At 35.7% G+C, this 17,203-nt stretch carries 21 protein-coding genes; 5 read left to right on the top strand and 16 right to left on the bottom strand.

Annotated features, from left to right (window positions below):
• Positions 1-10 precede the first annotated feature (10 nt).
• Entirely contained in the window at positions 11-397 is a 387-nt protein-coding gene (locus tag CD003_RS02180) for a DUF3397 domain-containing protein (protein WP_096199249.1), read from the bottom strand.
• Positions 390-1,298: a 2-dehydropantoate 2-reductase gene (locus tag CD003_RS02175; protein WP_179295397.1), complete on the bottom strand. Its 909-nt coding sequence runs from the start codon at positions 1,296-1,298 to the stop codon at positions 390-392. Before CD003_RS02175 ends, CD003_RS02180 begins: the two co-directional genes overlap by 8 nt.
• 157 nt (positions 1,299-1,455) lie before the next feature.
• Between CD003_RS02175 and CD003_RS02170 the strand changes: the two genes are divergently transcribed.
• A complete protein-coding gene (locus tag CD003_RS02170) occupies positions 1,456-1,938 on the top strand; it encodes an N-acetyltransferase (RefSeq protein WP_096199247.1) in 483 nt (160 codons plus the stop codon).
• A 74-nt stretch (positions 1,939-2,012) separates the two neighbouring features.
• On the opposite strand, the gene CD003_RS02165 is transcribed toward CD003_RS02170, so the two are convergent.
• The 4 genes from CD003_RS02165 to CD003_RS02150 form a co-directional block, all read right to left on the bottom strand.
• Positions 2,013-2,675: an RsfA family transcriptional regulator gene (locus tag CD003_RS02165; protein WP_096199246.1), complete on the bottom strand. Its 663-nt coding sequence runs from the start codon at positions 2,673-2,675 to the stop codon at positions 2,013-2,015.
• Positions 2,676-2,955: 280 nt separating this feature from the next.
• On the bottom strand, positions 2,956-3,714 hold the full coding sequence (locus tag CD003_RS02160) for an enoyl-CoA hydratase/isomerase family protein (protein ID WP_096199245.1): 759 nt from the start codon (positions 3,712-3,714) through the stop codon (positions 2,956-2,958).
• Between the two features lie 133 nt (positions 3,715-3,847).
• Positions 3,848-4,021 carry a 50S ribosomal protein L32 gene (gene rpmF, locus CD003_RS02155; protein ID WP_096199244.1) on the bottom strand — a complete coding sequence of 58 codons (174 nt, stop codon included), beginning with the start codon at positions 4,019-4,021 and terminating at the stop codon, positions 3,848-3,850.
• 142 nt (positions 4,022-4,163) lie between these two features.
• On the bottom strand, positions 4,164-4,679 hold the full coding sequence (locus CD003_RS02150; RefSeq protein ID WP_096199243.1) for a YceD family protein: 516 nt from the start codon (positions 4,677-4,679) through the stop codon (positions 4,164-4,166).
• Between the two features lie 222 nt (positions 4,680-4,901).
• Here CD003_RS02150 and CD003_RS02145 point away from each other — a divergent pair, with 222 nt between their 5' ends.
• Positions 4,902-6,122: a nucleotidyltransferase gene (locus CD003_RS02145; protein WP_096199242.1), complete on the top strand. Its 1,221-nt coding sequence runs from the start codon at positions 4,902-4,904 to the stop codon at positions 6,120-6,122.
• Positions 6,123-6,247: 125 nt separating this feature from the next.
• Here CD003_RS02145 and CD003_RS02140 read toward each other — a convergent pair whose 3' ends face one another.
• Both CD003_RS02140 and CD003_RS02135 read right to left on the bottom strand, forming a co-directional pair.
• Positions 6,248-7,282: a SepM family pheromone-processing serine protease gene (locus CD003_RS02140; protein WP_096199241.1), complete on the bottom strand. Its 1,035-nt coding sequence runs from the start codon at positions 7,280-7,282 to the stop codon at positions 6,248-6,250.
• The gene (locus CD003_RS02135) at positions 7,275-8,066 is read right to left on the bottom strand and encodes a patatin-like phospholipase family protein (protein ID WP_096199240.1); all 792 of its coding nucleotides are present in this window, start codon (positions 8,064-8,066) and stop codon (positions 7,275-7,277) included. Before CD003_RS02135 ends, CD003_RS02140 begins: the two co-directional genes overlap by 8 nt.
• 343 nt (positions 8,067-8,409) lie before the next feature.
• On the opposite strand from CD003_RS02135, the gene ylbJ reads away from it, so the two are divergent.
• On the top strand, positions 8,410-9,600 hold the full coding sequence (ylbJ, locus tag CD003_RS02130; protein ID WP_096202223.1) for a sporulation integral membrane protein YlbJ: 1,191 nt from the start codon (positions 8,410-8,412) through the stop codon (positions 9,598-9,600).
• 56 nt (positions 9,601-9,656) lie between these two features.
• Here ylbJ and coaD read toward each other — a convergent pair whose 3' ends face one another.
• Positions 9,657-10,145, bottom strand: a complete 489-nt coding sequence (gene coaD, locus CD003_RS02125) for a pantetheine-phosphate adenylyltransferase (RefSeq protein WP_096199239.1) — start codon at positions 10,143-10,145, stop codon at positions 9,657-9,659.
• Between the two features lie 45 nt (positions 10,146-10,190).
• Entirely contained in the window at positions 10,191-10,742 is a 552-nt protein-coding gene (gene rsmD / locus CD003_RS02120; RefSeq protein WP_096199238.1) for a 16S rRNA (guanine(966)-N(2))-methyltransferase RsmD, read from the bottom strand.
• 538 nt (positions 10,743-11,280) lie between these two features.
• Between rsmD and CD003_RS02115 the strand changes: the two genes are divergently transcribed.
• The gene (locus CD003_RS02115; protein WP_096199237.1) at positions 11,281-11,670 is read left to right on the top strand and encodes a DUF7147 family protein; all 390 of its coding nucleotides are present in this window, start codon (positions 11,281-11,283) and stop codon (positions 11,668-11,670) included.
• A gap of 31 nt (positions 11,671-11,701) precedes the next feature.
• Here the strand turns inward: CD003_RS02115 and CD003_RS02110 are convergent, their stop codons facing one another.
• The 4 genes from CD003_RS02110 to uvsE form a co-directional block, all read right to left on the bottom strand.
• Complete coding sequence (locus tag CD003_RS02110; protein ID WP_096199236.1) at positions 11,702-12,934, bottom strand: MFS transporter; 1,233 nt, start codon at positions 12,932-12,934, stop codon at positions 11,702-11,704.
• A 278-nt stretch (positions 12,935-13,212) separates the two neighbouring features.
• Positions 13,213-13,491, bottom strand: coding sequence for a YlbG family protein (locus tag CD003_RS02105; protein ID WP_096199235.1), 279 nt, complete (start codon positions 13,489-13,491; stop codon positions 13,213-13,215).
• Between the two features lie 406 nt (positions 13,492-13,897).
• A complete protein-coding gene (locus CD003_RS02100) occupies positions 13,898-14,338 on the bottom strand; it encodes a YlbF family regulator (RefSeq protein WP_096199234.1) in 441 nt (146 codons plus the stop codon).
• Positions 14,339-14,403: 65 nt separating this feature from the next.
• A complete protein-coding gene (gene uvsE, locus CD003_RS02095) occupies positions 14,404-15,375 on the bottom strand; it encodes a UV DNA damage repair endonuclease UvsE (protein ID WP_096199233.1) in 972 nt (323 codons plus the stop codon).
• 171 nt (positions 15,376-15,546) lie between these two features.
• Here uvsE and CD003_RS02090 point away from each other — a divergent pair, with 171 nt between their 5' ends.
• Positions 15,547-16,338, top strand: a complete 792-nt coding sequence (locus CD003_RS02090; RefSeq protein ID WP_096199232.1) for an ATP-grasp domain-containing protein — start codon at positions 15,547-15,549, stop codon at positions 16,336-16,338.
• On the opposite strand, the gene CD003_RS02085 is transcribed toward CD003_RS02090, so the two are convergent.
• Positions 16,319-16,759, bottom strand: coding sequence for a hypothetical protein (locus CD003_RS02085; RefSeq protein WP_096199231.1), 441 nt, complete (start codon positions 16,757-16,759; stop codon positions 16,319-16,321). The two genes, CD003_RS02090 and CD003_RS02085, sit on opposite strands and share 20 nt — an antisense overlap.
• Before the next feature lie 147 nt (positions 16,760-16,906).
• The gene (locus tag CD003_RS02080) at positions 16,907-17,185 is read right to left on the bottom strand and encodes a YlbE-like family protein (RefSeq protein WP_096199230.1); all 279 of its coding nucleotides are present in this window, start codon (positions 17,183-17,185) and stop codon (positions 16,907-16,909) included.
• Positions 17,186-17,203 lie beyond the last annotated feature (18 nt).

The following is a 17,203-nucleotide window of genomic DNA, read 5'->3' as shown; positions in this document are numbered from 1 at the left end:
CACTAAAACATTAAGCACTTGCAATAATCCGAGTAATAATTCCATATGTAAATAAAACAATATATACAACAATAAATAATAAAAAGTTAAATCTCCATATTCCTCTGAGAAGTTGAACCACATGAATATCTTCTTTATGCTTCCAATGGATAAAGGTAAAAATGATTGCAACAGAAAAAATAATAACTAGTATTAACCATAAAAAAGTCCGTTCCCAAATTTCAAGCATAATAAAATATACAGCAATGATAAATAGTATGGTCGAAAAGTCTGAAGCAAAACGAACCGCTTGAGGTTTTTTTCTAAATAATTTAACGTGACTAATGTAGGCAAGATACCACCCTAATAAGGGGATTGTAATAATAGTTGCTAAAAACCAAGCAAGGGCACTACTCACATACTCCCTCTCCTTCCCTTTCAATCCCTTTAATACTTTCATAGACAAAAGTAGTATAAGGTAAATCAATTTTCCGATTGGCTAGTACATACCCTGAAATTGCCTCAATCTCCGTTGGATTATAACTTTCAATATCTCGTAGCATGGACGAGCGGTTCTTCCCAGTAGCTAAACAAATACGTAGTACTTCCTCCCAGAGCAAGTCTTTCTCCATGTACTCTAACGTCTCTGTAGCTTCGTCAAATAAATATCGCATCAACTTTAAAAAGTAAGGGTTCTCACGGAGTTTGCCATTTTCAACACGAAATAACGCTGTTAACGGGTTAATACAAGCATTAACCACGAGTTTCCGTGTCATAATATCTAACCACTCAGAGGCAATTTCCATTTTGAAGTTCACATTATGTATTAAGGCCGTTAACTTCTCTAGTACGTCCACTTGACCACTATAAACACCGAATTTAATTTGACCAATACCTGTATGGACAACTTCATATGGAGAACGTTTTAATACTCCATGCTCTACAATTCCTATGTAACTAGTTAAACCTTTAAATTCCTTCAACAACGTCAAGTGTCCCATTCCATTTTGTAAAAAAACAAAGGCTGGTAATTTGCTTTCTTCAAGAACGTTCAATTCACTCATAAGTTCTGGAAGATGATACTGTTTAACGGCTAAGAAAATAAGATCATATGTATGAATATCCTTTGCGACAAATTTCTCAGCCTTCATTTCTACCGTTGAAGAGATATCACCGACCGTTAAGGTTACTCCCTTTTCAGTTAACTCTCTCGACAGCTTTTCACCTCTTGTTAAAATCGTTACATCCAATGCCTCTTTTTTTAAATAAGCAGCAACCAACATCCCTACTGCCCCTGCACCAATAACTGCTACTTTCACCTTTATCCTCCTAATAACTCTACTAGTAAGAAAATTGTAGCATAAAATGGTAGTATAAATTTCATTTTTTAGACGAATTTTCATTCATTTTATTGTAAAATAGAAATTGAAAGCTCTTAACTTATATAATACAGGCTTATTAAGGGAGGTCGCAATAATGGATATACCAGTAGTAAAGCGCTTATTAACGAATTATAAAACGCTAGAAGAGTTTCAAAATTTCAGAGAATATGGTGCTGCCGAGCTCTCGATGAAAGAGGATCTGCAAGCTAACATAATTGAAAATGACAGCGAATCGCCATTCTACGGTATTTATTATGGCAACAAATTAATTGCAAGAATGAGTTTATATCGTATTGAGGGGAAATATGATTTATACTTCGATCCTCCACAGGATTATTTAGAACTATGGAAGCTAGAGGTATTAGAACCTTACCGTTCGAAAGGATATGGAGTAGCATTAGTAGACTACGCAAAGAGCTTTAATTTACCAATAAAAACAAACGCAAGACAACGTTCTGATGATTTCTGGAACAAGATGGGATTCGAAGCCGCCACTTATGAAGAAGGACGAGATAGAGGAGAAAATCCATTCGTTTGGTATCCTCAAGGAGTTAAAGAACAAACGCATGACGAGTAATACCTAGCTAAAAAGCTGAGCCCAATCACAACTGAGCTCAGCTTTTTCTTATCGTAATTATGGTACATCTTTTATTATCTTGACTCAGCATTCGTTCTTTCTTTTGGTTCATCCACTAAAATGGACATTTTTCTTGCACGCTCCATTATTCCAATTAACGCCCGATAATCTTCGTTAACGATTTCTTTATCTTTTCTTAATTTCTCAACATCTTTCTTTAAAACATCTACCCTTTTTTGCAGTTCTTTATTTTCCTTTTTAAGACTCTCATTTTCTCTTTCAACCTTTGAGCGGTTAGACAAACTAGATTCGTGCTGCTTTAAGAACGCAATAACATCTGAAATTGAAAGAGTGCTTTGTTCTTCCTCTGTAACTTCATCTGTTAATTCAGCAACAGCCTTTTCATTAGCTGGAATTACAAGCTTTTCCTCACCTTGAACATATTGCTCTTCAGCAAACTCAACTTCCGTAACATGATAAACCTGTTCTTGTTCTTCAGGTTGATTTGATTTCCCTTTCTTTCGTTGCTTTTTAGCTAAAGCTATCGCTGCATCATATTTTTTTCGAATAGCTGAGTTCCATCTGAAGCCACAAGCAGCCGAAGTTCTTGAAAGTCGCTCACCAACCTCCTCAAAAGCAGCCAACTGTGTACTACCTTCTCTTATATGTCTTAACACCACTTCAGCTAAAATTAAGTCTTCATCACTACTCCAAGCATCTTGTCTTATTACAGACATTGTATCCCTCCTATTCGCCTTTAGTCTTATCATATGCAAATGCTAGATAAGATAGACTTTCTTCTAGTAAAGGATTATGTCCTTGTTCCGATGAATCTATTCAAAAACAGTAGAATCCTTTGATACAAAAGGCAAAACAGCAACTAAACAACCTAAAAAAAGAGATTGTCTTAAGGTATGACCTTGAGACAATCTCTTTTTACCATAAATATGAATGGACTCTCTAGTAGTTTTTATCTAGTAAAACATGTCCTCTAGCTTAAAAGATAAAATCTTAACATTATTTAGCTAAAAATCGTTGTACGGCCTCATGATGTTCATCAGAAGCCCATAATGTGGAACACTCATCAATTTCCTTAGCCATTCTTCTTTTTATATCCTCTTTATCAAATTGGTCACACCAACGGTGTTTATAAGCCTTTAGTACACCACCACTTTGTTTTGTAAATGATGATAGCCAATTACAACATCCTTTAGAAAAATCAGCTTCATACATTACACGATGAATAAATCCAATATCTCTCGCTTCATCAGCGCTATATCGTTTACAACTTAGTAGCATTTCCATTGCTTCCACTTGATTCAACCTTTGAAGAAGCATCGTTGCACCACCCCACCCAGTCGTAATCCCAAGTGTACCTTGAACAAATCCTATCTTCACATGTGGTGCTGCAATTCGAAAATCACATGCTGAGGCAATCTCACAGCCACCTCCGACAGCGGAACCATTTATAACTGCTACCGTTGGCTTTGGAAAGAAAAATAATCGAAACAACACTTCCCCCATTTTCGATAGCATTTCCTGTGCTTGTTCCTTCGTATGTAGGTTGTGAAAAATTGATAAATCCCCCCCTGAACAGAAGGCTTGATCCCCCGCTCCACGAATAACAAGGATTTTATCATCATCATTCTCTTCTACCTCAGTTAATACCTGATGTAATAGCTCCATCACTTCAAAATCAATCGCATTTCGCTTATCAGGACGATTTAATGTTACCCATGCAATTCCTGACTCTCTCGTTAACTCCACTTTACCCATATGTATCCCCCTTTTCTGTTGTCTAAATTATTCGACAGAAATAAAGAGAAAACCTCTTCCATCAAAGTAGGAATAACCTATGAAATAAAAACAGAGTTACCCATATCATGAGTAACTCTGTTTATTGTACTTATTATTTGTTTAGTACGTCTTGTCCTTTGTATGATCCACACTCTTTACAAACACGGTGAGACATCTTTAATTCTCCACACTCAGGGCATTTTACCATACCAGGTACTGCCAATTTGTAGTGAGTACGACGTTTTCTTTTCTTTTCTTTTGAAGTCTTTCTAAAAGGTACTGCCATCATTCCCACCTCCTTACAAGATATAAATATGTTCAAACCCCTTATAAAATAGTAAACCTATCAAAAAGGAGTTGGGCGGTCATTTTAAATCTGACCTATAAAAATGAAGGCCGGAATAAGCCGGTACTTCGATTTTTTACCATTACTTTCCAAAAAACTTTCCTAGGTCTGCTAATCTCGGATCAATTTTATCCTTCTGCTCTTCCTCAGTAACAATTTCCCAGCCGTTTCCTACCGGAGGAGCTTCAGCATTTTCTTCGTCCGTGTCACTGAATATTTGTAGCGGAATTTGTAATAGAATGTTTTCCTTAATATAAGGAAGTAAATCAATTACATCTCCTTCAACAACATGAATTTCATCATTTGAATCTTCCGATGTCATCCAAGAATTGTTTACAACAAAACGTTCACTTACTTGCATATCAAAGGGTAGTTCCACATCAGTAAGTGTTCTTGAACAAGGAAGGGTTAATGTTCCTTGAATTTCAACCGGAAATGTTATCACATCTCCTGAAAAAAGAGCCTGACCTTTTACACGAACAGGTGAAACTGCACGTATTTGAGGGTCTTGTTCTTTTAACTCACTTAAATCCAATGTTTCGTCAAATGTAAATCCCCTATGCTTTTGAGCATTAATTTGTTGAATTGTCCATTTCATTGTCATCACCTCAAGGCAACAAGAGTAATTATATCTTCACCTTTATTATTTGTCAACCTTTCTTCTTTACACATAAAAGAAGTGGTTTCGAGTATTTACTTTAACATTTTTCTATTAGAAAACACAAGATTTCAATGGAATATATCTTAAAGATTGCTTCTTACTTTTTTTTATGTAATAAATGGAACTAGAAAAAATTTATACTTGGTGGTGAAGTTTCGAATGAAATCTGTTGGTGTTGTTGTTGAGTACAACCCATTTCATAACGGTCATCTATTCCATCTCCAATCAGCACAAGATAGTACGAACGCCGACATTGTTGTAGCCGTAATGAGCGGTTATTTTTTGCAACGCGGTGAGCCTGCTCTCGTTTCAAAATGGGCAAGAACGAAAATGGCTCTAAATAATGGAGCTGATCTTGTCATTGAGCTTCCGTATGCCTATTCAACCCAAAAAGCAGAAACTTTTGCGTATGGGTCTGTTTCCTTGTTAGATTCAATTGGTGTTGATTACATCTGTTTTGGAAGTGAAGAAGGTACAGTTGAACCATTTACTCAATTAGTCACTTTTTTACAATTAAATGAAGATCGATTCAATCATGAAATTCAACAATTTTTAGCAGAAGGAAATAGTTATCCTAAATCATGTTCTCTTGCATTTGAATCCCTCTCCCCTTCTGAATCGATGCTCGACTTGTCCCTTCCAAATAATATTCTTGGTTACCATTATGTCCAATCGATTCAAAAGCTGAATAGCTCAATAAAGGCATACACTGTTGCTAGAAAAAGTGCAAATTATCATGACGAAACCTTTTCTAGTGAATCGATTGCAAGTGCCACAAGCATACGTAAAGCCCTAGTTGAGGAAAATGGAAACTTAGATGCAATTAAACATGTCATTCCTGAACCGACATATAACGTATTAACACAATACAAAAAAGAAGTTGGTATATTTCATACGTGGGAGCAATACTTTCCATTACTGAAATATAGAATTTTATCAATGTCAGAAACTGAGCTAAGAGAGATCTATGAAGGTGAAGAAGGGCTTGAATATCGAATTCGTAAACTTATATCTAGCGCTAATAACTTTAAGGAATTTATGGAATCTATAAAAACTAAGCGGTACACTTGGAACCGATTACAGCGATACTGTCTACATATTTTAACAAATACGAAAAAAAGCGAGATACACAATCTTACATCAAATCATAAAAGACCACCATATATACGCCTATTAGGAATGAACGAGAGTGGACAGCAGTATTTACGACAAAGAAAAAAAAATATTAATACTCCTATCATTAGTCGTCTAGCATCCTACAAACACCCTATGCTTGACCTAGACAAAAGAGCTGCAGCTTGCTATGCAATGGGTTATCCAATATCAATCCAAGCACAAAAACTAGCCGAAGAACATGCAACACCTCCAATTAGAACCTAAAAAAATAAGCGTAAAGTCTTTTTGGGATAGACTTTACGCTTATTTTAATTGGTAATTGTTAATGGTTAATTGATAATTAATAACCATTCCAATTGACCATTGTCAATTAACCATTAATCATTAAATTAAAGTTGTTTCTCCAAGTACGCAAGTGCTTCATCAAATGTATTAACTCCAACTATCTTCATTGATGTTCCAATCTGTTCTGCTGCTTTAAGGGCGTCTACGTAGTTTGAATCCTCTCTTCCCTCTTCTTTTGGAGCAAAAAAGATATCCACACTCGCATTATGAGCTGCTACGACCTTTTGTTTCACTCCACCAATTCTACCAACATAACCATCCTCATCAATTGTTCCCGTACCTGCAATTTGATAGCCTTTCGTAATGTCCTCCTCAACTAAACGATTATAAACTTCAAGGGAAAACATAAGCCCGGCTGAAGGACCTCCGATTTTTTCTGTATCGATAGACACGTTAGGCTCGTATGTAACATCACGATCCGCAACAGGATACATAATCCCCAGTCCAGCTCGACCATCTTCTCCGCCTAGTTCATCAGGGAACTGAGCAATTGGAACTGAAAGCTGTAATTCTTCCCCGTCACGATCTACCGTTAACATCACTTCCTCACCCGCTTCTTTATGTCCGACCCGTTGATTTAATTCCGTCACTGTCGTTATTGGAACTCCTTCAACAGCGATAATTCTATCTTCTGGCTGTAGAATCTTTGCTGCCGGCATGCCATCAATAAATGACATAACTAATACGCCACGATGATCAAACATAACTGTTTTGCCAGCTTTTTTATAAGCTATAATCTTCGCTGCCTCTTGTGAGCTTGTCATCATCATTCTTTGACGATGAAAATAATCATCATCCGTTTCATCTGGACCTATCATATGGTCTTCTGGTATTAACAAACGAAAATCACTAAACTGTGACCAGACGTAGAAAAATGTATTAGCTTTCCCCATCTTTACAGTCGTTAACATGAATGAACCTTGGTCCTCATAACCATCCTCTACTTCTACATAGGCTGCTAAAATCCTTGAATCTCCAGGCTCTGTATAAAAATAAGGTAATTGATAGAAATGCAAAAACAATAAAACTGCTACTAAAATAAACCATCGTTTTCGAGGAAACTTTTTTTCACTACTCATTAATTTTCTCCTTCCAGTCTTCAATTGCTTGCTTTATAGATGAAATTTGATTTTTTGTTTCTTGGCTTCCTAGTTCAATGTACTCTTCTACATTCGTGAAAACAAGTGACTTGCTTTGCTTAATCATAGGACGAATCATGACATCTGCATCAATTTCTCGATAACGCCCCATTTCCCTTTCCATAATATCCATGCTTTGTAGAATCACATCATAAATAGTATTAATTTCAGGCTCTACTTGAAAGTAACTCACATCGACTCCTATTGTAATATCGGCACCCATTTGTCTAACTGTTGAAACTGGCACTTTATCAACAACCCCACCGTCGATTAATAATCGCCCATCAACTTTTTCAGGAACAAAAATACCAGGAATTGATATACTTGCTCTTACAGCAGGAGCAACTGGACCTTTTGTAAAAACAACCCGTTCTCCATTTAGCAAATCAGTTGCTACAATAGATAAGTTTGGTGATAGTTCTTCAATTGATTTACCTTTCGATAAGATCTTTATTAATTCCTTTACTTTTTTACCTGATACAAATCCCATTTTAGGGACAGTCAAATCTAAGTAATACTTTCTTCTAAATAACGTAGCAAATTTTATAAGATTCTCGATTGTTTGTCCTGAGCCATAAATTGCACCGACTAGAGAACCCATACTACTTCCTGCTATATAATCTATCGGTATATTTTCTTCCTCTAACGCCTTTAAGACGCCAACATGAGCGAAGCCTCTTGCTCCACCCGCTCCTAAAGCTAATCCAATTTTTGGTTTAGTCAAAAATAATCAACTCCTATCTTAAGGCTTCCGATCCTTGTTTTCAATCATATGGTCTAAATCAAACTCTTAGACGTATATTGAATAATGGGACATGTTTGTATAAGAGAATCGGCACAATTGGCTTTTCTTAGAAGCAATGTACGGAGTCGCTACTTTGCATTGAAGTCAAATAACAAGCAGTTTGACAAGTAGCGTACCGAACCATTGTCTTCAAACGAATAAAACTATAACCTACATACACCTAGAATTCGTGTAAACAGTCTATCTCTATTTGAACACCCTCTATACTACTAAAGGAGGCAAGCCATTGAATGCTTCTTTCATTAAAACAATTACCTTAGCAATGCTTGCAACAGGCTTCGCAGCCTCATTAATGATATTTCCTAAGGAATCCTTTGAAGCTTCTATGAGAGGAATGTCAATGTGGTGGGACGTTGTATTTCCATCTTTGCTACCTTTTTTCATAGTTTCCGAGTTATTAATCGGTTTTGGTGTCGTTACATTTCTAGGAGCCTTACTAGAACCATTAATGCGCCCTGTTTTCAGAGTGCCCGGTGTAGGTGGATTTGTATGGGCCATGGGGCTTGCTTCTGGCTACCCAGCAGGTGCAAAGTTAACAGCTAGACTACGCCAGGAGAAGAAACTCACAAGAATTGAAGCTGAACGGCTAGTTTCATTTACGAACTCTTCTAACCCATTGTTTATTTTTGGTGCAATTGCCATTGGGTTCTTTCATAATGCGACGCTAGGAATTGTACTTGCTTTAGCACATTACCTTGGCAATATATGTGTAGGAATTATGATGAGGTTTCATGGTATCGGTGACTTAGAAGAGGAAAACAACAAACAAAATAACAAAAATAAAGTAACTATTAAGGGTGCCCTTAAACAACTCCACCAAGAAAGGATTAAAGACGGAAGAGCGATTGGACAATTATTAGGTGATGCTGTACAGTCCTCTGTTCATACACTCCTAAAGGTTGGTGGCTTTATAGTTTTATTTTCTGTTTTAAATAATGTATTAAGTTTAGTAGGGATTGCAGCAATATTGTCAACTGTTTTATCTATTATTCTTGCCTTTTTCCAACTCCCTAGTTCATTAAGTCTCCCTTTAATTTCGGGAATGTTTGAAATAACTCTTGGTGGACAAATGGCGAGCGAAACAGAAAGCGCAACACTACTACAGCAAGTAATCATTACATCTTTTATACTTGCTTTTAGTGGTTTTTCCGTTCAAGCACAGGTTGCTAGTATATTAGGAGAAACAGATATTAGGTTCAAACCATTCTTTATTGCTCGAATTTTCCATGGTTTTTTTGCAGCTGGATTCGCTCTCCTACTATGGAAACCATTATACTTAAACCAACAGTTATCTATTGAAGGGACAAAAGCAATTCCAGTCTTTTTACAAGATAACTCCTGGTCATGGATATCTTATGGTTGGCAATTACTACTCCAATATGGGGGAATTATAACTTTATTCACTCTTATTATGTACATCCTTTTACGTTCTAGAAAAGCATTGTCTTGGTAATTTCCTTAGAAAACAAAGAAATCCATCTCTCAGCAAATTGAGAAATGGATTTTTTCTTATTCAGCTTGATTAAACTTACCTCGTAATGCCAGCTCTACCGCATCAGGAACAATATCTGATACATTTGCTTGGTACTTTGCAACTTCTTTTACAATACTTGAACTTAAATAGGAATATTGATTATTAGTCATCATAAAAAATGTTTCTACATCCGAATCAAGTTTCCTGTTAATCGATGCAGCCTGCATTTCATATTCAAAATCAGAAACAGCACGTAAACCTCTAATAATTGTTTTCGCCTTTTGAGCTTTAACATAATCAATTAATAAACCATTAAACGAATCAACAACGACATTATCAAGGTGACCTGTCACTTCTTTTAATAATTCAACCCGTTCTTCAACTGAAAATAGAGGAACTTTATTTCGGTTATGTAGTACTGCTACAATTACTTTATCAAATATCTTTGCTCCCCTAGTAATGATGTCTAAATGACCATACGTTACAGGGTCAAAACTGCCTGGACAAACAGCTATTTTTTCCATTCATTTCTCCTCCTTCATCTTCTGTATGATTTGTCTTTCATCGTTCTATTCATTTTTAAAAATTGATATCGTTGTATCGCCATATGTTTCTTTTCTTATACAGATGGCTGAACCTACTTTCTCCGGTAACTGAACAGAAGCATCATGTTCTGTAACAATAACACCATTCTCTTCAAGAAGTCCATGGTCAGATATAATGCTAATTTCAGATGCCAATTGTTGCTTCGCATATGGTGGGTCTAAGAAAATATAAGAAAAACTAACTTCCCTTTTTATTAACGCTTTCAATGCTCTACTTGCATCATTACGATATATTTCTACCTTATCATTATATTTACATTGATTAACATTTTCTTTAATGGTATCAATTGCCTTTTTATTTTGGTCAACAAAAATAACTTTATCGGCACCACGACTTAAAACCTCTATACCAAGGCCACCACTGCCACCATATAAGTCTAATGCCATCCCACCATCAAAATAAGGACCAATCATATTAAAAATAGACTCTTTCACCTTATCAGTAGTTGGTCGGGTAGACGATCCTGGAACAGCCTTTAAGGGCATTCCCTTTTTCTCACCTGAAACTACACGCAACTTAGCCACCATTCTTTCTCTCTAATTTCGCTTACTAGGTAAACGACACAATTCTACTTTCCTTTATCCTATCACAAATTTGGCAAAAACATGAACATTCTTCAATGAAATACCTAAAATACATACTTGATTATTTTATCAGAAAATAAAATATTTCAAATAGTATAATTTTTAAACACTCTTTCTCTTGAGAATGGAAAACAATTAATAAAGTAGAACGTCGAATTATCTTCTATTTTGATTTTTTTCGTGTTTGTATGTATAGAACTATATCTGATGGTCATACTATGACTAGCAACATTGATTCAATGTTGCGACAACCGCGGAGAAGGCTTACGTTTCCCCATAAGTTCTTCCTCCGGTTTCTCCTCTCCCATAGCCTTGTACATACATAGTATGTTGTAGGGCACCTCGTAGGCTGACTTGCCTACGAGGTTTTTTTATTTTTTAGAATTTCACAGTAAACTAATTCGACAATTTCACATAGGAGTGCTAGAGTAATTATTGGTATTAGAATATCTTAAAGGAGCGTTGTTAGATGATCCAACGTTTTATTGAATTAGGACAAGGCTATTCCGATATTTATGAAATAGTTGAACTAGCGAAAACAAATAAAAATAGACTACTTCATTTAATGAGATTTGATACAATAATCAACGACAGACAGATGTCCTCTCTTGTTATCATCTTAAAACCAGCAGGCGACGGTAATTTTATGCCACTTTACATCTGTAGAGAAGGTATTCCCAATCCAGAATGGAAAGCAAATAAACGATATGACTTATTTTCAGAAATGGCTACTAGTCTTAATAAAAAAGTAATACCATTAGATTTAAAGTCTTCTGATACTTTTGGTGAGACAGACCTATACTATCAATATGTAATTGGTGTATTGCGTACTAATAATTATATCCCACCGCTGTCTTAGTACAGTCATAGGAACAAAAAATGGCATCAACTCATTTGTGAGAAGAAGCCATTTTTTGTTCGTGTAAAACTTTATCTTTTTTCGTAGCAGGTAGTATTTTTGTTTTCACTAGAAATACGTTTAGTAGTAAGAAAAAACTTGAAAAGAAAAAGATTGCTCGAATATCTACAGAAGAAACAATAAAGCCACCAATAATTGGACCTAACATCGTGCCTAAATACATCGCACTATTAGAAAATCCATATGTTCGACTTTCCATTCCTTTTGGGGAATGATGATGTATTAACGTATTAACTGCTGGAAGTAAGCCTCCTAAACATAAACCAACCAAAAACCTTAGAGATATTAATTGCCAAAACTCTGTTACAAAAGCTTGAGGAATTGTAAATAGAGCAACTCCAAGTAATGAGTAGATAAGGACATGCTGAGCACCCTTTTTATCACTTATCTTTCCTAGTTGTGGAGATGAAAGCATATTTGCAAATCCCATGACAGAAATAGCTAAACCAGCATATAAAGCAACATTTTGTCCTGTTGTCAGTTCTTGAACAAATAAAGAAAGTAACGGATTGACTCCCATGATTGCCAGTTGGATGAAAAACACAACCATGTAAAGTGAAAGAACAGGTGCATGTGCTGTCACTTTTTTAAAATCTTCAAAAGCATTTGTTTTTTCCTTTTGCTCCACAGGGGTAAAATCTTCTTTTACAAAGAAAAGCACGACAAATGCTGCTAGCAAAATAAATATTCCTGTCACATAGAAAATCCCTCGATACCCTAGTGATTGAGCCATTAATCCACCTAGTAATGGTCCACAAATACCTCCTGCTACTGCACCTGATTGAAGTACCCCCAAGGCATAACCAACTCTTTCCTTCGGTGTATTCGTTGAGATCAAACCTATTGACGCTGGGATAAAACCTGAAATAACACCATTAAGTAAACGTAATAATAATAAAGACCAAGGACCAACTGCAAAACCAGTTAATGTTATAACAAGAGCCATCCCAAACCCTGATCGTAAAATCATTGATTTTCGACCGTACTTATCAGCCAAACGGCCCCAGAAAGGTGAAAATAAAAAAGCAGTTAAGAAATTTGCTCCAAAAATAATTCCCGCCCACAAACTAACTTGTTTCGGTTCAGTGACACCTAACTCTTGTAAATACAAGGGCAAAAACGGAATAATCATCGTCATTGCACCCATTACTAAAAATTGACAAATTACAAGGATGAATAAATTTCGTTTCCATTGATTGTTCATTTTCCCCATCCCTTTCAGTATATTCATTATATATTTCGCTAACCGAAATATTCAACTGAGAGAAATGGGCATTTATTAACTAAATTCCTGTGGTATCCATCTATAACTTCAATAAACACACTCTTATGGCTAATTTATTAATTGGCAATGGTTAATGGTTAATTAGAAAACTTGAGATAGATCCTTAATATTATGTTTTATTGACCAATAATTTCATTAACAAATTACTTTTAAATACCTTTCCACGAAAAAAAGGAGTTGATATTCAACTCCTTTTCTTATATTCCCATTCTATAATCGTATTCTTTAGCCTTATCTGGCTTAGCATTTTGATATTCGGTTTTAATAAACGGTCGCATAGAAATCTCAACCTCTTTAACAAAATGAAGTGAATTTAAACGCTGAATTGTGTCATCAATCGTATCTTGGTTGCAATATAAAACGACATACTTCATTTTCTTTGAAATATAATGGACATTTCCAAACTTCCTTAACTGACGCGCATATTTAAGTGAGTGCAACCAAACAGCTACGCCTTGACGATTCATATCGACCATATATGTTTCTCCTTTGCTCATAAACATTGTATTCTCAGTCTAGCACGTTCCTATTATTGGAGCAATACTGAGGTAAACAACTAAAATATTAATACAATTATCGTGCAACAAATATTTAGATTTTGTATAATAAAATAAAATACAATTATGTAGGTGAGTACATGAAAACAATCGATGAAGATGATGTTCCTGAAGGTTCTCCATTATTTCTGCAAATCATTCAAAGTAATTCTCGGAGTGTCAGTAAGCGGATATCATGTTTTCCGTAGCAATACAGAGAATAGATTTAAATTATGAATTATGAGTGATAATTTACGGATAGGAAGACAAAAAGCAATCACCAGGTGATTGCCTTTTGTCTATACTATATCCATTCATAATTAATAACTCAGAACTCATAATTCCCTTAACCGCATCCACAGCTTCCACCTGTACTACATCCCCCACTACACGACATACTATCGAAGTATGGATTTCCTGTAGGGACTTTGATTGTTTTTGAAACGGAGTGAGCAATTAGTGTACTTATTTCAATTAATATGTCCTCTAGCTCTTTTTCTGCCTTTTTAAATGCAGCAACAGAAGGTTGTAAATCAACCTCACGTTTTAACTCTCTCGTTTCAGTAACGATTTTTAAGTAGTCTGGATGATATTTCCCAAACCGCTGAGCATCTTCGTATTGGTCTTTTATATATTGAAATTGACGAATAAGAGACTGAGCTTCTTCGTCTTGTTGTAATTCTCTTTTTTTTGCTTGATAATTATAAAACAACTCGGATTGAATAACCATCTGACTAAGCATATCCGTTTCTGATAATACGTCAGTGGATGTCGCTGTAAGAGACATTCAATACACCTCCTACATCATTATAACACGAAATAGTTTCTAATATAAGTGTGTTGTTAATTCCTCTAATAGCTTGAGTGATACACCAAACTAGCCTCGGATTTGAACGTGCAGTTATGTTTTTCTTTTAACTCATTCATGAGCTGAAATAATGCTTCATCCTTCTTCTTTGCTTCAATCATTATATCAATTTGCTCACAACTCCCCTCTGCCATGCTAAGAAATTCAAGTAGTCTATTCGGTTCGATAAAGTTATGGTGTCGTTTATCATCAGGCCCTTCCATTGGACTTGATATATGTATTTTTACAGGTAACGGACTATCCTTCCACGTTGATAAAACACGAATCCACAATTCACGAGTTAACATTGTAGAATGATTCAGTTCATGATGATGCAAATCTAGGACTACAGGAACCCCTAATTTTTCACCTAAATAAAGAGTATCCTCAAGGTCATACACTGTATCGTCATTCTCAAGAATGAGCATTCTTTGAATTTGCTCAGGTATCGTAGAAAAATTCTCAACAAAAGTTTCTAGTCCCGAAATCTTTCCTTCCTTCTTCCCTCCTATATGAAGTACACATCGATGTGTTGGATCAATCTGCATTCCTTTAAGTAGTTTATAGTGATAAAGAAGAGTTTGCAGAGAGCGCTGTAAGATATCATCGTTTCCTGAATTTAAAACAACAAAATGATCGGGGTGGAATCCAATTCTCATTTGATTCTTTTGAACAAACTCTCCGATAGCTCGTAGCATAGGTAGTATCGCTCTCTCATACTTCCACCCCTCTGTTAATGAGTGATTGACAAGTGGAACAAGTCTTGATGAAAGCCTGAAGAAATAAATATCATGAGCTACATTATGCTTAAGAAGGCGAAGACAATTTTCTAAGTTAGAGATTGCAATTTCCTCTAATTTTTTTAATGCCCTCGTTCGATCTGGAATTTTTTCAAATTGGGTTGCTGTCATTGTTTGGGATGGTGAGGCATTTTGCAATTGTTCGCTCATTGCTACATAACCAAATCGTACGTCCATTTTAATCACCTCATTGTATCTCACGTGTGCTCTTTTTTTCGTTGACTTTCTCCTATATTGAACCTATAATTCTTTTTGGCATAATGCATAATATTACCTCGTTATCTTGACAGTAATAATCCTTCCTTTTGGAAAGGGTAAAACTAATTAAACTCAAAGAAGGTGTTTGACATGAATTTATTAACATTTAATCCTTTCAGAACAATTGGTATTCCTAATATAAAGTATGTAAAACCTGAACATATGTTTGAAGAACGTGAAAAAATAAGTGAAGCAGATGTTTGCCTATTTCCTGAAAATTGGCAAGTCAATGCCCTCGTGTATGGTATGAAAAAAAATATTTATCCTAGTATTCAATCCATTCAGATGGGCTTTAATAAAATCGAAGTGACACGTGCTCTTTGGAGCGTATGTCCAGAGCATGTGCCACAAACAATGATCCTTGGAAGAAATGATGATAACATTAACAAAGTATTATCAACATTGCCATTCCCCTTTGTAGCAAAGGAAATTAGAAATTCAATGGGTAAAGGGGTTTTCTTAATTGAAAATCATCAGCAATTTACTGAGTATGTTGAGAATAACCCATACCTTTACGTTCAAGAATACCTACCAATTGACCGTGATTTACGAGTTTGCTTTGTTGGAGATGAAGTCATTTCTTCATATTGGCGAATTAACGAAAGAACTGATTTTAAAAATAATGTCGCACAAGGTGCCCGTATTTCATTTGACGATATTCCAGAAGAGGCCAATGAAGTTGTAACAAAGGTAGCTACCGCTCTAGGCGTTAACCACGCAGGCTTTGACCTTGTTTTTGTTAATGACCGCATTTACATTCTCGAGTTCAATATTTTGTTTGGAAATCAAGGATTCCAACAATCCGGTATTTCAGTTGAAAAGAAAGTCCATGAATTTCTTCTAAAAACATATCAAAATAATACTACGGAATCGACACAGTAAACTCTTCCTCTATTCCGTAAGGCTCATGATTATTTCTCACCAATTCTACCTTTATTTCATGATTACCTTGCGGAAGACCTTTCACAATAAATGCTGCTTGATAAATCGAATCAACTTTTTGTCCATCTACATACAGCTGAAGATGACCTTCTCCCTCGTTGTGCAATTTACCTGCATTATCCTTTGAGAAGCTGAAGTCATTCACTATGCACTCAATGTACACATCTTTACCCTTCACTTGATGGTTAACCTTCAAAGAACGCTCTTTCTTTTCTACCGAAACTTCAATCGCTTGTTGACGGTGAAGTGATTCTACTTGAACAGATTTTAATGATTCATCCTCTAGTTTTTCACAACCGAAAGCTTGTCCACTTCCGAACAGTAATGAACCGACTACTATAATTGAACATATACGTTTCATACGACACCCTCCTTACTTTTCTCATAAAAAATTCTTTTACTAGTTTGAGCAACCATTATATCTACTATCCATTTTTTTCAGTTACAGTAATTACAGGTAATTAAGTTATACAATTATAAGAATTCATAGCCAAGGAATTCAACTTGGCTATGAACCCTGCTCTTGTGCTTGCCCTGAATGGTCTGGAGCACCTTGAGTTCCGTCACTCTTTAACATTTGTAATAACATCATTGCAAGTTGTAGATTCCCCTGAAATTTCTCAATACGCTGAGGAAACGTTCGACCATAGAACTGATCCGCCTCTTTTTTTAACGTTTCAATCAAATAAGGTTCCCTACCTAAACGTCGATACCAATACGGGTGCTGTCTTATATATTGTTTCAATTCAGGTTGACTATTTAGAAAATATTGCACTTCTTTTCTCATTTAGTTCACCATCCTTCT

Source organism: Bacillus sp. FJAT-45350 (genome assembly GCF_002335805.1).
Lineage (GTDB): Bacteria > Bacillota > Bacilli > Bacillales > NISU01 > FJAT-45350.
The sequence above is the reverse complement of the archived record's forward strand: the minus strand, read 5'-3'. Positions and strand labels throughout refer to the sequence as shown.

Bases quoted from the DNA above. Each gene is read 5' to 3' on its own strand.
- CD003_RS02090 (WP_096199232.1), top strand. From the start codon at position 15,547: ATGAATTTATTAACATTTAATCCTTTCAGAACAATTGGTATTCCTAAT.
- CD003_RS02165 (WP_096199246.1), bottom strand. From the start codon at position 2,675: ATGTCTGTAATAAGACAAGATGCTTGGAGTAGTGATGAAGACTTAATT.
- uvsE (WP_096199233.1), bottom strand. From the start codon at position 15,375: ATGGACGTACGATTTGGTTATGTAGCAATGAGCGAACAATTGCAAAAT.
- rpmF (WP_096199244.1), bottom strand. From the start codon at position 4,021: ATGGCAGTACCTTTTAGAAAGACTTCAAAAGAAAAGAAAAGAAAACGT.
- CD003_RS02100 (WP_096199234.1), bottom strand. From the start codon at position 14,338: ATGTCTCTTACAGCGACATCCACTGACGTATTATCAGAAACGGATATG.
- CD003_RS02140 (WP_096199241.1), bottom strand. From the start codon at position 7,282: ATGAGTAGTGAAAAAAAGTTTCCTCGAAAACGATGGTTTATTTTAGTA.
- ylbJ (WP_096202223.1), top strand. From the start codon at position 8,410: ATGCTTGCAACAGGCTTCGCAGCCTCATTAATGATATTTCCTAAGGAA.
- CD003_RS02085 (WP_096199231.1), bottom strand. From the start codon at position 16,759: ATGAAACGTATATGTTCAATTATAGTAGTCGGTTCATTACTGTTCGGA.
- CD003_RS02160 (WP_096199245.1), bottom strand. From the start codon at position 3,714: ATGGGTAAAGTGGAGTTAACGAGAGAGTCAGGAATTGCATGGGTAACA.
- CD003_RS02105 (WP_096199235.1), bottom strand. From the start codon at position 13,491: ATGGTCGATATGAATCGTCAAGGCGTAGCTGTTTGGTTGCACTCACTT.
- coaD (WP_096199239.1), bottom strand. From the start codon at position 10,145: ATGGAAAAAATAGCTGTTTGTCCAGGCAGTTTTGACCCTGTAACGTAT.
- CD003_RS02150 (WP_096199243.1), bottom strand. From the start codon at position 4,679: ATGAAATGGACAATTCAACAAATTAATGCTCAAAAGCATAGGGGATTT.
- CD003_RS02110 (WP_096199236.1), bottom strand. From the start codon at position 12,934: ATGAACAATCAATGGAAACGAAATTTATTCATCCTTGTAATTTGTCAA.
- CD003_RS02145 (WP_096199242.1), top strand. From the start codon at position 4,902: ATGAAATCTGTTGGTGTTGTTGTTGAGTACAACCCATTTCATAACGGT.
- CD003_RS02115 (WP_096199237.1), top strand. From the start codon at position 11,281: ATGATCCAACGTTTTATTGAATTAGGACAAGGCTATTCCGATATTTAT.
- CD003_RS02080 (WP_096199230.1), bottom strand. From the start codon at position 17,185: ATGAGAAAAGAAGTGCAATATTTTCTAAATAGTCAACCTGAATTGAAA.
- CD003_RS02170 (WP_096199247.1), top strand. From the start codon at position 1,456: ATGGATATACCAGTAGTAAAGCGCTTATTAACGAATTATAAAACGCTA.